At 69.9% G+C, this 17,751-nt stretch carries 16 protein-coding genes and 1 riboswitch; of the genes, 10 read left to right on the forward strand and 6 right to left on the reverse strand.

Annotated elements, in window-relative coordinates; translation table 11 throughout:
- Positions 1–71 precede the first annotated feature (71 nt).
- Entirely contained in the window at positions 72–827 is a 756-nt protein-coding gene (locus tag ACFV9G_RS20145) for an NYN domain-containing protein (protein WP_378729314.1), read from the forward strand.
- 10 nt (positions 828–837) lie between these two features.
- Here ACFV9G_RS20145 and ACFV9G_RS20150 read toward each other — a convergent pair whose 3' ends face one another.
- Complete coding sequence (locus ACFV9G_RS20150; RefSeq protein ID WP_378729315.1) at positions 838–1,377, reverse strand: glycoside hydrolase family 19 protein; 540 nt, start codon at positions 1,375–1,377, stop codon at positions 838–840.
- Between the two features lie 166 nt (positions 1,378–1,543).
- A riboswitch (cobalamin riboswitch) is annotated at positions 1,544–1,693 on the forward strand.
- Between the two features lie 65 nt (positions 1,694–1,758).
- Here ACFV9G_RS20150 and ACFV9G_RS20155 point away from each other — a divergent pair.
- Genes ACFV9G_RS20155 through ACFV9G_RS20175 form a run of 5 tightly spaced genes read left to right on the forward strand, consistent with a single transcriptional unit; the run spans position 1,759 to position 6,932 of the window.
- Entirely contained in the window at positions 1,759–2,832 is a 1,074-nt protein-coding gene (locus ACFV9G_RS20155) for a prenyltransferase/squalene oxidase repeat-containing protein (protein ID WP_378729316.1), read from the forward strand.
- Between the two features lie 17 nt (positions 2,833–2,849).
- A complete protein-coding gene (locus tag ACFV9G_RS20160; protein ID WP_378729317.1) occupies positions 2,850–3,455 on the forward strand; it encodes a hypothetical protein in 606 nt (201 codons plus the stop codon).
- Positions 3,452–4,567, forward strand: a complete 1,116-nt coding sequence (locus ACFV9G_RS20165; protein ID WP_378729318.1) for a CbiQ family ECF transporter T component — start codon at positions 3,452–3,454, stop codon at positions 4,565–4,567. The genes ACFV9G_RS20160 and ACFV9G_RS20165 overlap by 4 nt, the downstream gene beginning before the upstream one ends.
- Complete coding sequence (locus ACFV9G_RS20170) at positions 4,564–6,138, forward strand: ABC transporter ATP-binding protein (protein ID WP_378729319.1); 1,575 nt, start codon at positions 4,564–4,566, stop codon at positions 6,136–6,138. The genes ACFV9G_RS20165 and ACFV9G_RS20170 overlap by 4 nt, the downstream gene beginning before the upstream one ends.
- Complete coding sequence (locus tag ACFV9G_RS20175) at positions 6,135–6,932, forward strand: ECF transporter S component (protein WP_378729320.1); 798 nt, start codon at positions 6,135–6,137, stop codon at positions 6,930–6,932. Before ACFV9G_RS20170 ends, ACFV9G_RS20175 begins: the two co-directional genes overlap by 4 nt.
- 1 nt (position 6,933) lies before the next feature.
- Here the strand turns inward: ACFV9G_RS20175 and ACFV9G_RS20180 are convergent, their stop codons facing one another.
- The 5 genes from ACFV9G_RS20180 to ACFV9G_RS20200 all read right to left on the reverse strand — a co-directional run bounded on the left by ACFV9G_RS20180 (position 6,934) and on the right by ACFV9G_RS20200 (position 12,535).
- A complete protein-coding gene (locus ACFV9G_RS20180) occupies positions 6,934–7,857 on the reverse strand; it encodes an alpha/beta fold hydrolase (RefSeq protein WP_378729321.1) in 924 nt (307 codons plus the stop codon).
- Complete coding sequence (locus tag ACFV9G_RS20185) at positions 7,854–8,111, reverse strand: hypothetical protein (RefSeq protein WP_378729322.1); 258 nt, start codon at positions 8,109–8,111, stop codon at positions 7,854–7,856. The genes ACFV9G_RS20180 and ACFV9G_RS20185 overlap by 4 nt, the downstream gene beginning before the upstream one ends.
- Positions 8,112–8,231: 120 nt before the next feature.
- Positions 8,232–9,116 (reverse strand): DMT family transporter, encoded by an 885-nt coding sequence (locus tag ACFV9G_RS20190; protein WP_378729323.1) that lies wholly within the window; start codon positions 9,114–9,116, stop codon positions 8,232–8,234.
- A 30-nt stretch (positions 9,117–9,146) separates the two neighbouring features.
- Positions 9,147–11,792: a glycoside hydrolase family 65 protein gene (locus ACFV9G_RS20195; RefSeq protein WP_378729324.1), complete on the reverse strand. Its 2,646-nt coding sequence runs from the start codon at positions 11,790–11,792 to the stop codon at positions 9,147–9,149.
- Positions 11,789–12,535 (reverse strand): HAD family hydrolase, encoded by a 747-nt coding sequence (locus ACFV9G_RS20200; protein ID WP_378729325.1) that lies wholly within the window; start codon positions 12,533–12,535, stop codon positions 11,789–11,791. Before ACFV9G_RS20200 ends, ACFV9G_RS20195 begins: the two co-directional genes overlap by 4 nt.
- A gap of 139 nt (positions 12,536–12,674) precedes the next feature.
- Here ACFV9G_RS20200 and ACFV9G_RS20205 point away from each other — a divergent pair, with 139 nt between their 5' ends.
- The 4 genes from ACFV9G_RS20205 (at position 12,675) to ilvD (ending at position 17,745) form a co-directional block, all read left to right on the forward strand.
- Complete coding sequence (locus ACFV9G_RS20205) at positions 12,675–13,742, forward strand: WD40/YVTN/BNR-like repeat-containing protein (RefSeq protein ID WP_378729326.1); 1,068 nt, start codon at positions 12,675–12,677, stop codon at positions 13,740–13,742.
- A gap of 86 nt (positions 13,743–13,828) precedes the next feature.
- Positions 13,829–14,869 (forward strand): CapA family protein, encoded by a 1,041-nt coding sequence (locus ACFV9G_RS20210; RefSeq protein ID WP_378729327.1) that lies wholly within the window; start codon positions 13,829–13,831, stop codon positions 14,867–14,869.
- Positions 14,866–15,840, forward strand: coding sequence for a M28 family metallopeptidase (locus ACFV9G_RS20215; protein ID WP_378729328.1), 975 nt, complete (start codon positions 14,866–14,868; stop codon positions 15,838–15,840). The genes ACFV9G_RS20210 and ACFV9G_RS20215 overlap by 4 nt, the downstream gene beginning before the upstream one ends.
- Positions 15,841–15,897: 57 nt before the next feature.
- Positions 15,898–17,745, forward strand: a complete 1,848-nt coding sequence (ilvD, locus tag ACFV9G_RS20220; RefSeq protein WP_378729329.1) for a dihydroxy-acid dehydratase — start codon at positions 15,898–15,900, stop codon at positions 17,743–17,745.
- Positions 17,746–17,751 lie beyond the last annotated feature (6 nt).

The following is a 17,751-nucleotide window of genomic DNA, read 5'->3' on the forward strand; positions in this document are numbered from 1 at the left end:
AGTCTATGCGACCTGGTTGCTCACACACCGTAAACACCCCCCCCCACAACTCGACCTGCCAGACTGTCCGCGTGACCGAGCCCTTCCGCATCGCCCTGCTGATCGACGCCGACAATGCCCCCGCGTCCAAGATCGACGCGATCCTGAACGACCTGGCCGAGTACGGCGAGGTGACGATCCGGCGGGCCTACGGCAACTGGACCAAGTCCGAGCTCAAGGGCTGGATCGAGGAGCTGCACGATGCCGCGATCCGGCCGATGCAGCAGTTCGACCTGACCGCGCACAAGAACGCCTCCGACATGGCGCTCGCGATCGACGCCGTCGAGCTGCTGCACGCGGCGATCCCGGACGCGTTCGCGCTGGTCTCCTCCGACTCCGACTTCACGCCGCTGGTGCACTACCTGCGGGAGAAGGGGCGCGCGGTCTACGGCTACGGCCGGGAGAAGACGCCGGCGCCGTTCAAGAGCGCCTGCACCCGGTTCACCGTGGTGGAGAAGCTCGGCGGCTCCGAGGAGGAGACCGACGCCGACGCCGAGGCCGGCGCCACGCCTGCCCGCAAGCCGTCCTCGGCGACCTCGGGGCAGCTGCTGAAGCGCAACGCCCGGCTGATCCAGCTGCTGCGCAACTCCATCGCCGCGGCCGCCGACGACGACGGCTGGGCCCTGGTCGGAACGGTCGTCTCGCGCATCCGCAACCAGTCCTCCGAGGACCCGCGCAACTACGGGTACGCCACCTGGACCAAGCTGATCAAGGCGATCGACCTGTTCGAGCTCAAGGACGAGGGCACCTCGGCGATCGCGGTCAGCGACAAGCGCACGAAGAAGTGACGTACGTCTGCTAGGCCGCGTCCGCGGCGCGGTCCCGGTCGGTTGCCTTCTTCGGCTTCGGGCGGGTGCAATCGATCCCCTGGGGCACCGACCCGTTGAGGTGCTTCAGCGCGGCCTTGAAGTCGCGGCAGCGCTCGGTGTCCTCCTCCTTGTTGCGCGGGTAGCCGATCGCCGCGTTGACCGCGCCCATGTCGAGAGCGTCGGCGAGCGGGTTGATGTCGCGGGCGACGGTCCAGTACCACCGCGAGATCGGCGCGCTGTAGTCAAGCGAGCGGGCGAGCTCGGGGCGGCGGCGCAGGTCGATGTCGAAGTAGGCGCCGGCATCGGAGTAGTTGGCCTCGCCGGTCAGCTGGATGTAGCCGCGGCCGGCGTACTTCCGCTTGTCGTGGGGGCCCTTGGCGTCGTGGTGGAAGGAGCTCTCGTTGGCGAGGGTGGTCAGATACGCGGCCTGGCGGTAGGCGCTGGTGATGTCAGCGTCGGCCATGGCGCGGTTGAGGCTCGGCAGCCCGGTCTCGACGGTCCGTCGGTCGCCGACCTTCTCGCCGAACATGGCGACCAGATCGGCATACGTGACCGATGTCCGCGCCGGTGCTGCACCAGCGCTCGGGGATACGGGGACAGCGAGAAGGGTGGCCGAGATCGACGCTGCGACAAGGCCGAGAATCCTGTGGCGCATGGGGACAGAGTGACTGCTCATCGGCGATCCCGCAAGCGGCCCCTGCCAGGCATAAGATGATGCCACTCAATCAACACACGCCGTGGTGGGGGAAGCCGGTCGAATCCCGGCGCTGACCCGCAACCGTAGGCCCGAGCACCGAGAGTGTCCTGGGCGAGCCGGAGCACCTGCCGACGGACGCGTACTGACCTGACGCTGTCGTGGAAAGCAGCGGGTCGGCCCTGGGCCTTCCCGACGAACAGCGCGGAAGGAACCATGAAGAAGACCGTCCTCGGTGGCATCGCCGCCGCCCTCGCCCTCACCTCGCTCGCCGGCTGTGGCGAGAAAGCCATCGAGGAGGGGGAGAAGTCCACCTACGACGCCAAGGTGTCGACCTCGGTGGCCGACTGGCTCGTGGCCCAGGCGCCGGAGGGTGTTGCCCACAACGCGCAGTACGGCACCGACGACTTCGGGCTCAGCGCCGACATCGGGATCGCGCTGGCAGAGGTCGGCGGCTACGACGAGGAGCTCTCCACGATCGCCTCGGCCGTGATGGACAACAAGAAGGCCTACACCTCGCCCGGATTCGGCACCGTCACCTCGGCGGGGGCCACCGCGAAGGCGCTGGTCCTCCAGCAGAACGTGGACGCCTCCGACCCCGATCTGCTGAAGCAGCTCGAGGGCACGGTCGCCGCCAACGGCCGCATCGCCGACAAGCTCGACCCCAAGAACAAGGAGGCGGCCGACTACTCCAACACCATCGGACAGTCGTACGCCGTGTGGGCGCTGAACAACGCCGAGAGCAAGAAGGCCGCGGCCGCGACGGAGTTCCTGGCCGGGCAGCAGTGCGAGGAGGGGTGGTTCCGGGTCACTTTCGCTGCCGACCCCACCGCCGCCGACCAGACCTGCGACGCCGACCCGAAGGCCGTCCCGGACGCCGACGCCACCGCGTTCGCGCTGATCGCCCTGTCCGGTGTGGCATCGCCGGAGGCGGAGAAGGCCGTCGAGTCAGGCGTGGAGTGGCTCAAGGAGACCCAGGCGAAGGACGGCTCGTTCAAGGCCGCCACCGGCAACATCGCCAACTCCAACACCACCGGCCTGGCCGGGTGGGCGTTCGGGCGCGCCGGTGAGACCGAGGCCGCGGAGAAGGCCGCGACCTGGGTCGCCGACCACGTCGTGACCTGTGGCGACGACGCCGGCGCGGTGGCCTACGACGATGCCGCTCTGACCGAGGGCAACACCAAGGGGCTGACCAAGGAGTCCGAGGGGATGTATCGCCTCGCGGCCGCTCAGGCGCTGCCGTCGCTGGTCTTCCTGCCCAAGGACGCGACCGCGAAGAGCTCGTGCTGATCCTGCGGTCCTCGTTGGTGGCCCTGGCGATCCTTGCCGGGGCCACCGCACCCGTCCTCACGCCCGTCTCCGCATCCGCTGCCGCTGTCGCCGTCTCCGAGGGGTGCGACGGCGTCACCGTCGTCGTCGAGCCCAACGCGCTGGGCGGCGACCCCGAGGTGACCTGTGTCCAGCCCGGGGAGGGCGACACCGGCGCCGACCTCTTCGAGAAGGCCGGACACCCACTCACCTATGTGACCTCGATGCCCAGCGTCGTATGTCGCGTCGACGAGCGACCGAAAACCGCCGGTTGCGCCCAGATGCCGCCTGCCGACGCGTACTGGTCGCTGTGGATCACCGACGATTCGGGGGCCTGGAGCTACGCCTCCAGAAATGTTACCGAAATCAGCGTGACCTCCGGGCAGGGTGTTGCGTTCACGTGGATAGACGACGATGTCGTTACCGCTCCGGCGACGGAGCTTGGGGATGCTGTGGGGGCGCCCTCAAGCCCGTCGCCGGAGTTATTTCCGGAGGAATCGACAGATCCGGCCTCGGGGGCCGAGCATCTGCCCGCCTGGGTCGCACCCGCGGGGATCCTCGCGCTCTTCACCGTCGCCGGAGTCGTGTGGTGGCGACGACGATGAGCGAGCTCTTCCGTGAGGCTGCGGTCGCCCGCCTGCCCCGTGATCTGCACCCCGTCGCCTGGTGGGTGTGGGCGATCGGCATGGCTGCGTACGCCTCCTTCACCACCAATCCGTTGCTGCTCCTGCTCGTGGTGGGGGTCGTGTCGGTCGTGGTCGCTGCGCGCCGCGGTGAGCAGCCGTGGGCGAAGGCGTTCCGGCTCTACGTCGGCCTCGCGGTGTTCATCGTCGTGACCCGGGTGCTCTTCCGGGTGCTTCTGGGCGCCGTGCCGGGTCACGTGCTCATCGACTTTCCCGAGATCCCCCTCCCGGAGTGGGTGCTGGGGATCCGGCTGCTCGGGCCGCTCACCCGGGAAGCGCTGCTGGCCGGCCTCTACGACGGGATGCGGCTGGGTGTCATCGTGATCTGCGTCGGCGCGGCCAACGCACTGGCGAACCCGAAGCGGCTGCTGCGCTCGCTTCCGCCGGCGCTCTACGAGGTCGGCACCGCTGTCGTGGTCGCCGTGACGGTGCTGCCGCAGCTGGCCGAGTCGGTGCAGCGGGTGCGTGCCGCGCAACGGCTGCGCGCCGGTGCGACCGGGAAGGTCAAGCGGCTGCGGCGCTTCCTGGTGCCGGTGCTCGAGGACGCCCTTGAGCGGTCGATGGCGCTGGCGGCGGGGATGGACACGCGCGGCTACGGGCGTACGGCCGGCGTCCCGGTCGCCACCCGGCGGATCACCTCGGTGCTCATGCTGGTCTCGCTCGTCGGGCTCTGCGCCGGTGTCTACGCGGTGCTGGACGGCACCACGCCCGGGTGGTTGGCCGTCACCATGCTGAGCCTGGGCGTCGGCACCGCGGCCGGAGGGCTGGCGCTCGCCGGCCGCCGGGTGACGCGGACCGTCTACCGGCCCGACCGATGGCGCTGGCCGGAGGTCGTGGTGGCGACGAGCGGGATCGTGGTCGGCGCCGTGGGCTGGTGGATCGCCCGTGATCAGGTCCCGGTCGCCTTCCCAGGAGTGAGCACCGTGCCGCCCGTCACGCTGAGCGCCATGCTGGGTGTGCTCGTCGGGCTGGTCCCGGCCGTCGCCGCCCCGCCACCGGCATCATCGCTCGTCCACGAGGAGGCAGTCGCATGATCGACCTGCGAGGCATCACGTTCACCCCGCCGGACTCCTCCGAGCACGTGCTCAAGGACGTCGACCTCACCATCGAGGAGGGCGAGCTGCTGCTCGTCTCCGGTCCGACCGGCTCGGGGAAGTCGACGCTGCTCGGTGTGCTCGCCGGCCTGGTGCCGCGCTTCTCCGGCGGCGTGCTCGACGGTGACGTCCTGCTGGACGGGGCCTCGATCGTCCACAGCCCGCCGCGCGAGCGCGCCGGGATCATCGGCTACGTCGGGCAGGACCCGGTGGCCGGGTTCGTGACCGACACGGTCGAGGAGGAGCTCGCCTACGGGATGGAGCAGCTCGGCCTCGCGCCGGCGACCATGCGGCGCCGGGTGGAGGAGACCCTCGACCTGCTCGGCATCGCCGAGCTCCGGCAGCGGTCGCTGCGGGAGCTCTCGGGAGGGCAGCAGCAGCGCGTCGCGATCGGCTCGGTGCTCACCACCCACCCCCGCGTCGTCGTGCTCGACGAGCCGACCTCCGCCCTCGACCCCACCGCCGCCGAGGACGTGCTCGCCACCATCACCCGGCTGGTGCACGACCTCGGCACCTCCGTCGTGCTCGCCGAGCACCGCCTCGAGCGGGTCGTACCCTTCGCCGACCGCATCGCGCTCCTCGTCGGCGACGGCTCCGTCGCCGTCGGCGACCCTGCCGAGGTCCTGGAGACCTCACCCATCGTGCCGCCGCTCGTCGAGCTCGGCCGCGAGCTCGGCTGGTCGCCGCTGCCGCTGACCGTGCGGGACGCCAAGCGGAAGGCGAGAGGTGTGGCGCTTGCTGACCGTGTTGGTCTCGACACGCCCCCACCGCCCAGCGGAGCCGGCGGCTCGACCAGCGCACTCACCGTCACCCGAGGACGTACGCCGGTCCTGCACGACGTCTCGATCGAGCTGCCCGCGGGGCGGGTGACGGCGCTGATGGGACGCAACGGGTCGGGCAAGTCGACGCTGCTGTGGACGCTGCAGGGGACCCAGAAACGGCTGGCCGGGTCGGTCGCCGTGGCCGGCAAGGATCCGGCGGCCCTCGACCCGGAACGGCGGCGCGCCCTCGTCGGGCTGCTGCCGCAGACCGCGGCCGATCTGCTCTACCTGGAGACGGTGGCCGAGGAGTGCGACGCCGGTGGCCCACGGACCCGGGAGATCCTGGACAGCCTCGTCCCTGGCATCCCCGACGACCAGCACCCGCGCGACCTCTCCGAGGGCCAGCGCCTGGCGCTGGCACTGTCGCTGATCCTCAGCGCCGACCCTCCGGTCGTGCTCCTCGACGAGCCCACCCGCGGCCTCGACTACACCGCCAAGCAGGCCCTCTCGGAGATCCTTCGCGACCTCACCGGAGCCGGTAAGACGGTCCTGGTGGCGACCCACGACGTCGAGTTCGTCGCCGAGGCCGCCGACGACGTGGTGGTGCTCGCCGACGGCGAGGTGGTCTCCGCCGGTGACGTACGCACCGTCACGGCCGAGTCGCCCGCGTTCGCGCCCCAGGTGAGCAAGGTCTTCGGCCCGGGCCGGCTGACCGTACGCGAGATCGTCGAGGCGGTGGGCGAGGGATGATCAGGTTCTCGCCCCGCACGGCGGTCCTGCTCGCGATCATCTCCGTGGCCGGGCTGATGATGTTCGGGTGGCCGCTGCTGCTCCACGGCTACGACCGGGTGCAGCCGCCGTTCATCTTCCTCGCGCTTCTGCCGCTGATGCTGGTGGTGCTGCTGAGCGAGCTCTCCACGGGCGGGATCGACACCCGGATGATCGCGGTCCTCGGCGTGCTCAGCGCGATCGAGGCCGTCCTGCGCGCCGTCTCCGCCGGCACCGGCGGGGTGGAGCTGGTCTTCTTCATGCTCATCCTCGGCGGCCGGGTCTTCGGTCCGGCCTTCGGGTTCGTCCTCGGCTGCACCAGCCTGTTCGTCGCCGCGCTCGTGACCGCCGGCGTCGGACCGTGGCTGCCCTACCAGATGATCGGCGCCGCCTGGGTGGCGATGGGGGCCGGACTCCTGCCGCGGGCGAGCGGCCGCCGGGAGATCGGGTTGCTGGCGGCGTACGGGGTCTTCGCCTCGTACGCCTACGGGCTCCTCCTCAACCTGCAGGGCTGGCCGCTGCTCACCGGCGTCACGGTGCCCGGCGCGAGCGGCAACCTCTCCTACGAGCCGGGTGCCGAGTTCAGCGAGAACCTGGCGACGTTCCTGCGCTACACCCTGGTGACCTCGACCAGCAGCTGGGACACCGTGCGCGCGATCACCACCGCGGTCGCCATCGCCCTGCTCGGGCCCGCCGTGCTCGCCACCCTGCGCCGCGTCGCCCGTCGGGCCACGGTCACCGGGGTCGTGCGCTCGACAGGCTCGACCACCGGCTAGATCACACGCGCCGGTGCTCGGCGACCCGGGCGAGAAAGGCGAGCAGCAGCTGGTGGACCCGGTCGGGCTGCTCCATCTGTACGAAGTGGGTGCCCTCGAGCTCGACGTAGGTGCCGTTCTTGACTCCGGCGGCGACCCGCGACATGTGGCGCGAACCTGCGATGAGGTCGCGGGTGCCCGCGACCAGCACGACCGGCACCTTGATCCGGCGCAGCGAGACCGAACGGCGCTGCGAGGTGCGCAGCGCGAGGTGGAAGTACCACTCGACCGGGGTGGTCAGGAACTCGGCCAGCGCCGCCGCGGCGAGCTCGGGATCCGGGACCTTGCCGATCAGGCCGGCCTTGGAGAACACCTCGATCGCCCGCGGACCGAGGTCCAGGCGCGCAGCCAGGGGAGTGATCAGGGAGCCGGTGCGACGCAGCACCCTCGAGGCCGTGCGGGTCACGATCGCGGCTGCAGGGGCCGGCAGCCGTAGCGGTCCCAGCATCGACTTGAACGTGTCACCGGGCACCCCGGCGACACCGAAGACGCCGGAGACCCGCTCGGGATGGTCCGCGGCCAGCTCGAACGCGGTGTTGACCCCGATCGACCAGCCCATCACGACCGGCCGGGAGAGCGCGAAGGCGTCCATCACTGACAGCGCGTCCTCCGCGAAGTGCCTCGAGGTGGTCTGCTCCGGGTCCTTCGGCCGCGCCGAACCGGAGGTGCCACGGTGTTGCCAGGAGACGACGCGTACGCCGCACGAGGTGTGCAGCAGCGCCGGCCAGTTCCACGGGCTGGTGCCGAGGCCGTTGCACAGCAGCACCGTCGGCCCCTCGATCACGCCCTCGGGGTCGTTGGTCCAGGCACGGATCAAGGTGCCGTCGTCGGAGAGCACGTCACGGAACGCGACCGTCGACTCGGCCATCGCCCGCGGAACACTCATGCCGACATTCTCTCCGAAGCGAGCAGCTGGAGATAGTTCTGTACGTCCTCACGCTCGGCACGCCGCAGCAGGATGGCCTCCTCGGCGGCCTTGGCGTTGTGCCGGGCGACGAGCTGGGAGGTCACCGGCCAGGCGAGCAGCAGCTGGATCGGTCGTAGGAACGGGCCGACCATTCGCCCCGCGGTGCGTGCGGCGAGGAGGGCGGCCACCTGGGCGACGGCAGGGGTGTGTACGGGTGCGGTGATGGTCGACAACGGAGCAACTCCAAGGACAGGCGGCGGACCGGGCGGCGGAGGGGGAGTTGTCACCAAACTGTAGTGACCCCGACGTTCGGAGTCAGTGACGTTCCGATGTCGCTTGTGTGAAACGCCCCACTACACCGGGGTCGACTCCGCCGGCACGTGATGCTCGGGCTTCCCGGTGCGGGTCGCTCCCGCGGAGGCCACCACGACGCAGGCGATCGCCAGCCACTGCAGGACCGAGAGTCCCTCGTGGAGGATCAGGATCGCGGCCAGAGCGCCGGCGGCCGGCTCCAGCGACATCAGGATCGCGTAGAGCCCCGACTTGATCGAACGCAGGGCGACGAGATCGAGGGAGTAGGGGATCACCGACGACATCAGGCCCACGATCAGCCCGACCAGCCACACGTGCGGAGAGCCGAGCCCGTCCGCGTACGCCATCGCCGCAGGTGTCAGGGCCACCGCCGCGACGGTGGAGGCCAGGGCGAGCCCGTCGAGCCCCTCCCAGCGGGCGCCGGTCGCCTTCGACAGCACGATGTACGCAGCCCAGCAGACCCCTGCGAGCAGCGCGAAGAGCACGCCCACGACCGAGATCCGGCCGGGCTCGAGACCGAGCAGCACGACCCCCGCTGCTGCCAGCGCTACCCAGACCAGGTCGCGGGCCCGACGCGATGTGACCAGCGCGATCGTGAGCGGACCGATGAATTCAATGGTGACCGCGATCCCGATCGGGAGCCGGGCGAAGGACTGGTAGATGGCCCAGTTCATCAGCCCGAGCGAGGCCCCGAAGGCGACCACGACCAGCCAGTCGCGGCGCGAGAGACCGCGAACCCTGGGCCGGGTGATCGCCAGCAGGATCAGCGCGGACAGCGTCAGCCGCAGCCACACCATGGCCGTCGGGGTGACCTCGTCGAAGAGCGACTTCGCGAAGGTCGCGCCGACCTGCACCGACGCGATCCCGATCAGAACCAGAACGACCGGGTGGGCCAGCCTCGCCCGGAAAGAGGAAGCTATGACCACCCGGTCAGTCTAGAACCACGTAAAGACCCGCTAGTGCGCCGAGTCCGTCTGCGAGACGTTGGACAGGTTGGTGGCCTTGTTGGCCTCCTCAGCGAGCCGCTCGGACCCGCGCACGGAGTCGTTCGGGATCGTGGCGTGCTCGGTGTGGTCCTGCTCGTAGATCTCCGGCGGGATCGGCGGGGGCACGGTGGCGGTGATCCGCGATCCGTCGGGGCGGATGCCGCGGTGCGGCTCCTCGTCGATGTGGGCGCCGATCCGCGGTCCCTGGTCGGCGAGCGGCACGATGACCGGCGATCCCTTCGAGACCACGAACTCCTCCCCGCGGACGCTGATCGGGATGTCGAACTCCTCGCCCGGGGTGTCCACGACGGTGAACACGATCTGGTCCCGGGTGACGGCGACCTGCATCCGGGTCGAGTGCCACTGCACCCGGAAGACCAGCGAGCCCCACTCCACCGGCAGGCGCGGGTCGAAGGAGAGCTTGCCGTCGTAGTCGCGCATCCCGCCGAAGCCGAACGCGAGCCCGCCCCACACACCCCCGGTGGAGGCGATGTGCATCCCGTCGACGGTGTTGCCGTGCATGTTGTGGAGGTCGACGTAGAGCGCGTCGTAGAAGTAGCGCAGCGCGTCGTCCTGGTAGCCCACCTCGGCCGCCACGATCGACTGCACGACCGCCGACAGCGTCGAGTCGCCGGTGGTGATCGGGTCGTAGTACTCGAAGTCGGCCCGCTTCTCCTCGGGGGTGAACCGGTTGCCCTGCTGGAAGAGGGCGAGCACCACGTCGGTCTGCTTGAGCACCTGGAACCGGTAGATCACCAGCGGGTGGTAGTGCAGCAGCAGGGGACGTACGTCGTCGGGGGTGTTGGGCAGGTCCCACACCTCGCGGTCGAGGAAGTTGTCGTCCTGCGGGTGGATGCCGAGCCCCTCCTCGTAGGGGATGTGCATCGCGGCGGCGCAGCGACCCCACTCGTCGACCTCGTCGGGGGAGATGTCGAGCCGGCCCATGACCTGCGCATACTCGCGCGGGTAGTCCGCCCGGAGCATCTCGATGGTCTCGACGGCCTTCTCCAGGTTGTAGCGGGCCATCACGTTGGTGAACAGGTTGTTGTTGACCACCGTGGTGTATTCGTCCGGCCCGGTCACCCCGTGGATGTGGAAGGACGGCTCGCCGTTGTGGCGCCAGAAGCCGAGATCGGCCCACATCCGCGAGGTCTCGACCAGGATGTCGACGCCCTCACGGATGAGATAGCCGATGTCACCGGTCGCGTAGACGTACTTCATCAGCGCGAAGGCGATGTCGGCATCGATGTGCACCTGCGCGGTGCCGGCGGCGTAGTAGGCCGAGGCCTCCTGCCCGTTGATGGTGCGCCAGGCGAACAGCGCACCCTTCGCGGCCATCTCCAGCGCCCGCTGCCTGGCCGCGGGAAGCATCACCGAGCGGGCGTGCATCACGTTGCGGGCGACCTCGGGCTGGGTGTAGCAGAGGAACGGGACGACGTAGCACTCCGTGTCCCAGAAGTAGTGCCCCTCGTAGCCGGAGCCCGTGACGCCCTTCGCGGGGACGCCGAGCCCGTCGGTGCGCGCCGTCGCCTGGGCCAGCGAGAACAGGTTGAACCGGATCGCCTGCTGGGCCGCGGCGATGTCCTCGGCGTCGTCTTCTGCGGCGGCGGAGATCTCGACGTCGGCGGCGGACCAGAACTCGTCGTACCAGTTGCGCTGGTCGCGCTCGAAGTGGCCGACGCCCAGCCGGATCGCCCGGTCGAGCGTACGTCCGCAGCGATCTGCCAGCTCGCGCACCGGCACCCCGCGGGAGGTGTGGTACGTGACCGTCTTCTGCACCCGCAGCGTGCTGCCCTCGGTCGCGTCGACCCTGAAGACCGTCTTGGCCAGGTCGTCCTCGGCACGGACGACGGTCTCGACCGGGTCCGGCGTGTCGATCTGGTGGGCGGCGCTGACCGCGATCGTCATCCCCGAGTTGGCGCACCGGTAGCCGAGGGTCATCTGCTCCTCGTCGGCGACCGACATCTGCGGGAGCAGGACCCGGGTGTCGAAGGCGGAGGCCTTGCGCGGGTCCATGCCCTCGCCCAGCGCCGCCGACGGCACGTGGTACTCGTCCTTGCCGTCTTGCCGGTTGAGCAGCTGGGAGGAGATCACGATCGGCGCCGCGCCGCTGAGCATCGTGATCTCCAGGGTCTGGATCGAGAGGTGCCGCTGCGTCATCGACACCATCCGGGTCGACTTGATCGCGACCCGCTTGCCCGAAGGCGTACGCCACACCAGGTGCCGGCGCAGCACACCCTCGCGGAAGTCGAGCACCCGCTCGTACTCCTCCAGGTCGGAGGTGCCGAAGGTCAGGGGTTCGTCGTCGACGTAGATCTTCATGATCTTGGCGTCGGGGGCGTTGACGATGGTCTGGCCGGTCTTGGCGAAGCCGTAGGCGTTCTCGGCATGGCGGATCGGCCAGGTCTCGTGGAACCCGTTGATGAAGGTGCCGTGCGCGTAGGTCGGGCGACCCTCCTCGGGAGTGCCGCGCATGCCGAGATAGCCGTTGGCGACGCTGAAGATCGTCTCGGTCAGGCCGAGGTCGTCGGGGGAGTAGCTGGTCTCCACCAGCCGCCACGGGTCGATGGGGTAACGGGCCCGGTCCAGGGGGTTCGGGCCGACGTTGGTTCTCACTGCTGTGCTCCTTGAGCAGGGACGAGTTCGTCGAGATCGGAAACGACAAGACCGGCGCCGGCGGCCGTGAGGGTGTCGTGGCCGGCGCCACGATCCACCCCGACGACCAGCCCGAAATCGCCTGCCTTGCCGGCGCGCACCCCGGAGACGGCGTCCTCGAGGACGACGGCTTCGCTCGGGGTGGCTCCGAGGACCTTACCGGCGTAGACGAACGTGTCCGGTGCAGGCTTGCCGGGCAGGCCGAGCTCATCTGCGACGGCGCCCGACACGACCGTCTCGAACCGGTCCAGCAGCCCGGCCGCCTTCAGCACGGTCGGCGCGTTGACCGACGACGACACCACCCCGAGCCGGACGTCGAGCGTGGCGAGATGGTCCAGGAACCGCACCGAACCCGGATAGGCCTCGACGCCGTCGCGCTCGAGCACCAGGTTGAAGGCGTTGTTCTTCCGGTTGCCGAGTCCACACACGGTCTCGAGCTCGGGCGCGTCGTCCGGGGTGCCCTCGGGAAGCGTGATGTCGCGGGAGGCGAGGAAGTCACGGACGCCGTCGTAGCGCGGCTTGCCGTCGACGTACGCGAAGTAGTCCTGGTCGGTGTAGGCCGGCGCCCCCGGGGTCTTCTCCTGCAGGTAGGCGTTGAACATCTCCTCCCAGGCACGCATGTGCACGACCGCGGTCGGCGTGATCACGCCGTCCAGGTCGAAGAGGATCGCGGTGAACGTCTCCCAGGCAACAGGTCTGGTCATGACTTCAGGCTAGGGGCTGGGCAGCTCAGGCCGAAGAACCCGGGCCCGCCCGGTGCCCCCGACGCGCGATGTTTTCCCTCGACGTCCTGTCGCCGAAATCTCCTGGCCACAGACGACGACCGGGTGGATGCTGGAGTGCATGGGTACGCAGCTGCTGGTCGGGACCCGGAAGGGTCTGTGGATAGGGCGCTCGGACGACGCCCGGCAGGACTGGGATTTCACCGGTCCGCACCATGACATGGAGGAGATCTACTCCGCCATGATCGAGCCCGGGACCGGGCGAGTCCTTGCCGGATGCTCCTCGCTATGGCTGGGTGCGCTGGTGCGCGCCTCCGCCGACGGTGGCGAGACCTGGACCGAGACCTCGATGTCGTTCCCCGAGGACGTCGACGCGAGCCTGGCTCGGGTCTGGCAGCTCCAGCCGGGGCTACCGGAGGGCACGATCTGGGCCGGCGTCGAGCCCGGCGCGATCTTCCGCTCACGCGACGCCGGCGCGTCCTTCGAGCTGGTGCGCGGGCTGTGGGACCACCCGCACCGCACCGAGTGGAACGAGGGGTTCGGCGGGCAGGCGTTCCACACGATCCTGCCGCACCCGACCGATCCTGACTCGGTGACCGCGGCGATCTCGACCGGCGGCGTCTACCAGACCTCGGACGGTGGCGAGACCTGGGAGGCGCGCAACAACGGCATCATCGCCGTCTTCCTGCCCGAGGGGCAGCAGTATCCCGAGTTCGGCCAGTGCGTCCACAAGGTCGCCCGTCACGCCTCCCGCCCCGAGCGGCTCTTCCTGCAGAACCACGGCGGCGTCTACCGCTCCGACGACGAGGGCGTCTCCTGGAAGTCGATCGCCGACGGCCTGCCCACCGACTTCGGCTTCGCGATGGTCGTCCACCCGCAGGAGCCCGACACGATCTTCACCTTCCCGATCGGTGCCGGCGAGTCCCGCTACCCGCCGGAGGCCAAGCCGATCGTGTGGCGCTCGCGTGACGCCGGTGACCACTGGGAGGCGCTCGACAAGGGCCTGCCCGACCACTTCTACGTCGGGGTCATGCGCGACGCGATGTGCGCCGACGACCACGAGGTGGCCGGTGTCTACTTCGGCGCCCGCAACGGCTCCGTCTGGGCCTCCGCCGACGCCGGCGAGACCTGGCGCGAGATCCTCCGCGACATCCCCGATGTGATGGTGGTCAGGGCCGCGAAGATCTGAGGCGCACGGATCCCTAGCGTGTTGCCGTCCTCGATGCGGCCGGTCGAGGCTGCACAGGATCCTTGGTCTGGGGGCATGCTGGATGTATGGGATGCCACTGGCTCACCGCCGTGCTCGTATGCGCGCTGTCCGCCTGTGGCGCCGGCACACCAGTCGGGTCCTCAACGACGCAGGCCCCTCCTTCGCCCTCGTCGGTTCCGGCGCCCACCTTTGCTGCAGAGCCGCGAGTGCGGCTGACCGTCGTCGGGGATCTGATGCTGACCCGCGGGGTGCCCGATGCGGCGGCGGCGCTGGCTCCGATGCAGGCGCGCTTGGCAGGCGCTGACATCACCGTAGGCAATCTCGAGTCGACGTTGTCGAAAGCAGGGAGTCCGACTCAGGGTGGGGATTCCTTCGGTGCTGGGCCGGAGGTGCTGCGGCCTCTGCGGGAGGCTGGTTTCGATGCGATCTCGTTGGCGAACAACCACACAGGTGACTTCGGCGACCGGGCGCTGACGCAGACGGTCGGGGCGTTATCGGGGGCGGGGATCATGCCGTTCGGGGCAGGGCGGGATCTCGACGCGGCTGCCCGGCCGGCCGTGGTGGAGAGAGCCGGGATCACCTTCGCGTTCCTGGGGTTCAACGCGATCGGCGAGACGCCCCGGGCGAAGAGGAGCGACCCGGGCGCCTTCTCGGTGCGGATGCCGCCACGTACGGGTCCTCTCGTCGATGCCGACCTGCGCCGGGTCGAGCGGGAGGTCCGAGCCGCCGAGAAGGTTGCCGACGTCGTGGTGGTGCTGCCGCACTGGGGTACGCAGTACACCCATCGCCCCGAGGCAATCCAGCGCCATGTCGCCCGTCGTCTCGTCGCTGCCGGGGCGGATCTTGTCGCCGGCGGCCACCCGCACTGGGTCCAGCCGCTCGAGCGGGTCGGCGGCGTACCGGTCATCCACTCGCTCGGAAACTTCGTCTTCGACATGGACTTCATGTCCCAGACGATGGAGGGCGTCGTTCTCGAGGCGACCTTCCGCGGCGCCATGCTGGAGGATCTGAACCTCGTGCCCTACCGGATGGATCCCGAGACGTTTGCTCCACGCGTGGTGGGCGGTCGTGAGGCGGCCCGGATCCTTGGGCAGGCGAGGCCATGATCCGTCGCATCGCGTTCGCGGCCGGGTCCCTGCTCGTCCTCACCGGGTGCGGTGAGGCGCCACCGACCCCCGAGACCTCTCCGGCAACCACCGCGACCGCGCCGGCCACCGCGTCCAAGCCCTCGCCCACCCCGAGCGGGACCCAGGCCGCCCCGCCATTGACGCCCGAGCAGCTACGCGTCGGGACAGCGACCGACGCCGTACGCCATCTGGCGGGGGAGATCGGCCCGAGACCCGGGACGTCGCCCGCTTACCATCGAGCCGCAGCCTGGGTCGAGGGACAGCTGGAAGGGTTCGGCTGGCAGGTGCAACGACAGCGGTTCCAGACGCCTGCTGGAGTCTCGTGGGGCATCCCGGTCAGCGCGGGGGAGTCGGTCAACCTGGTCGCCGCCAGAGGAGACGTACGCCCCGGGCAGCCGTGGCTCCTGGTCGGTGCCCATCTCGACACCGTCCCGCAGGCACCGGGTGCGGAGGACAACGCGTCCGGCGTGGCTGTGCTGCTGGCGATCGCCGAGACGGCCGCAGGACGGTCGACGAGGGTGCCGGTGCGGTTGGTCGTCTTCGGCTCCGAGGAGCCGCGAGGCGAGACCGACGACGACCACCACTACGGCTCTCGCGCGTATGTTGCGTCCCTCACGCCCGTCGAGCGCAGGTCGCTGGCCGGCATGGTGTCACTGGACCGGGTCGGCGTAGGGGAGGCTGTCCCGGCGTGCGGCGCACGCCCAGGACTCGACCGCACCCTGGCGAGCCTCCGAGCGGCGGCAAGGCGCGCGAAGGTGCCGACCACCGGCTGCTCCCAGACCCCCAACCGTTCCAGCGACCACTGGTCCTTCGTGCGGGCGGGCCTGCCCGGCGTGCGCCTCGGTTCGACTCCATACGCCGCCTACCACTCACCCGCCGACACACCCGACGTCGTCGACCCGGCCCAGCTCGTTCGCACCGGCCGGATCATGCTTGCCTGGCTCGCCTGACGTCCGCCGTTCGGCGCTGTGTGCAAAGACCTACGCCGACGGGTCTAGCCTTCTGGCATGCCCACTCTTCGCTCCGCAACCTCGACCTCGGGCCGCAACATGGCGGGTGCTCGCGCACTCTGGCGCGCGACCGGCATGACCGATGACGACTTCGGCAAGCCGATCATCGCGATCGCCAACTCGTTCACCGAGTTCGTGCCCGGCCATGTCCACCTCCGTGACCTCGGCAAGATCGTCGCCGAGAAGATCCAGGAGGCCGGGGGAGTAGCCAAGGAGTTCAACACGATCGCCGTCGACGACGGCATCGCGATGGGCCACGCCGGGATGCTCTACTCGCTGCCGAGCCGAGAGCTGATCGCGGACGCGGTGGAATACATGGTCGAGGCGCACCGCGCCGACGCGATCGTGTGCATCTCCAACTGCGACAAGATCACCCCCGGCATGCTGCTGGCCAGCCTGCGGCTCAACATCCCGGTGGTCTTCGTCTCCGGCGGCCCGATGGAGGCCGGCAAGACGACCGCCATCGAGGGGATCGTGCATGACAAGCTCGACCTGGTCGACGCGATGGTGCTCTCGGTCAACGAGGCGGTCAGTGACGAGCAGCTCGACGTCATCGAGCGTGCCGCCTGCCCGACCTGCGGCTCCTGCAGCGGCATGTTCACCGCCAACTCGATGAACTGCCTCACCGAGGCCATCGGTCTCAGCCTGCCCGGCAACGGATCGACCCTGGCCACCCACGCCAAGCGCCGCGCACTCTTCGAGGAGGCCGGCCGCACCATCGTGGAGCTGTGCCGCCGCTACTACGAGGAGGGCGACGAGTCCGTCCTGCCACGGAACATCGCCAGCCGCAGCGCCTTCGAGAACGCGGTCGCCCTCGACGTCGCCATGGGCGGCTCGACCAACACCGTGCTGCACCTGCTCGCGGCCGCGCGCGAGGCCGAGCTCGACTTCAACGTGCACGACATCGACGCGATCTCGCGTCGGGTGCCGTGCCTCAGCAAGGTCGCCCCCAACAGCCCGAAGTACCACATGGAGGACGTCCACCGCGCCGGCGGCATCCCCGCTCTGCTCGGCGAGCTGCGCCGCGGTGGCGCGCTCAACGAGGACGTCCACACCATCCACTCCGACACCATGGACGAGTGGCTGGGCAGCTGGGACATCCGCGCCGAGAACCCCAGCCAGGAGGCGCTCGACCTCTTCCTCGCCGCACCGGGTGGGGTGCGTACGACCGAGGCGTTCTCCACCGAGAACCTCTGGGCCAGCCTGGACACCGACGCCGCCGAGGGCTGCATCCGCGACTTTGCTCACGCCTACTCGGAAGACGGCGGGCTGGCGATCCTGTCGGGCAACCTCGCCCCCGAGGGCTGTGTCGTGAAGACCGCCGGAGTCCCTGACGAGTGCCTGACCTTCACCGGCACCGCGATCGTCTTCGAGTCCCAGGACGACGCGGTCGACGGCATCCTCGCCAAGAAGGTCGAGGCCGGCCACGTCGTGGTGATCCGCTACGAGGGCCCGAAGGGTGGGCCGGGCATGCAGGAGATGCTCTACCCGACCTCGTTCCTCAAGGGCCGTGGTCTGGGCCAGAAGTGCGCGCTGATCACCGACGGCCGCTTCTCCGGCGGCACCAGCGGCCTCTCGATTGGCCACGTCTCCCCGGAGGCGGCCGGAGGCGGCCTGATCGCCCTGATCGAGGACGGCGACCAGATCTCCATCGACATCCCGAACCGCTCGATCGCCCTCGACGTCGACGACCTCGTCCTCGACCAGCGCCGAGCCGTCCAGGAGAAGCGGGACAAGCCCTACACCCCGGCCAACCGCGACCGTAAGGTCTCCGCGGCCCTGCGGGCCTACGCCTCGATGGCCACCTCGGCCTCCGACGGCGCCTACCGCAGCGTGCCCGAGTAACCGGGC

Origin of the sequence: Nocardioides sp. NPDC059952, from assembly GCF_042730435.1 — a bacterium.
Lineage (GTDB): Bacteria > Actinomycetota > Actinomycetes > Propionibacteriales > Nocardioidaceae > Nocardioides.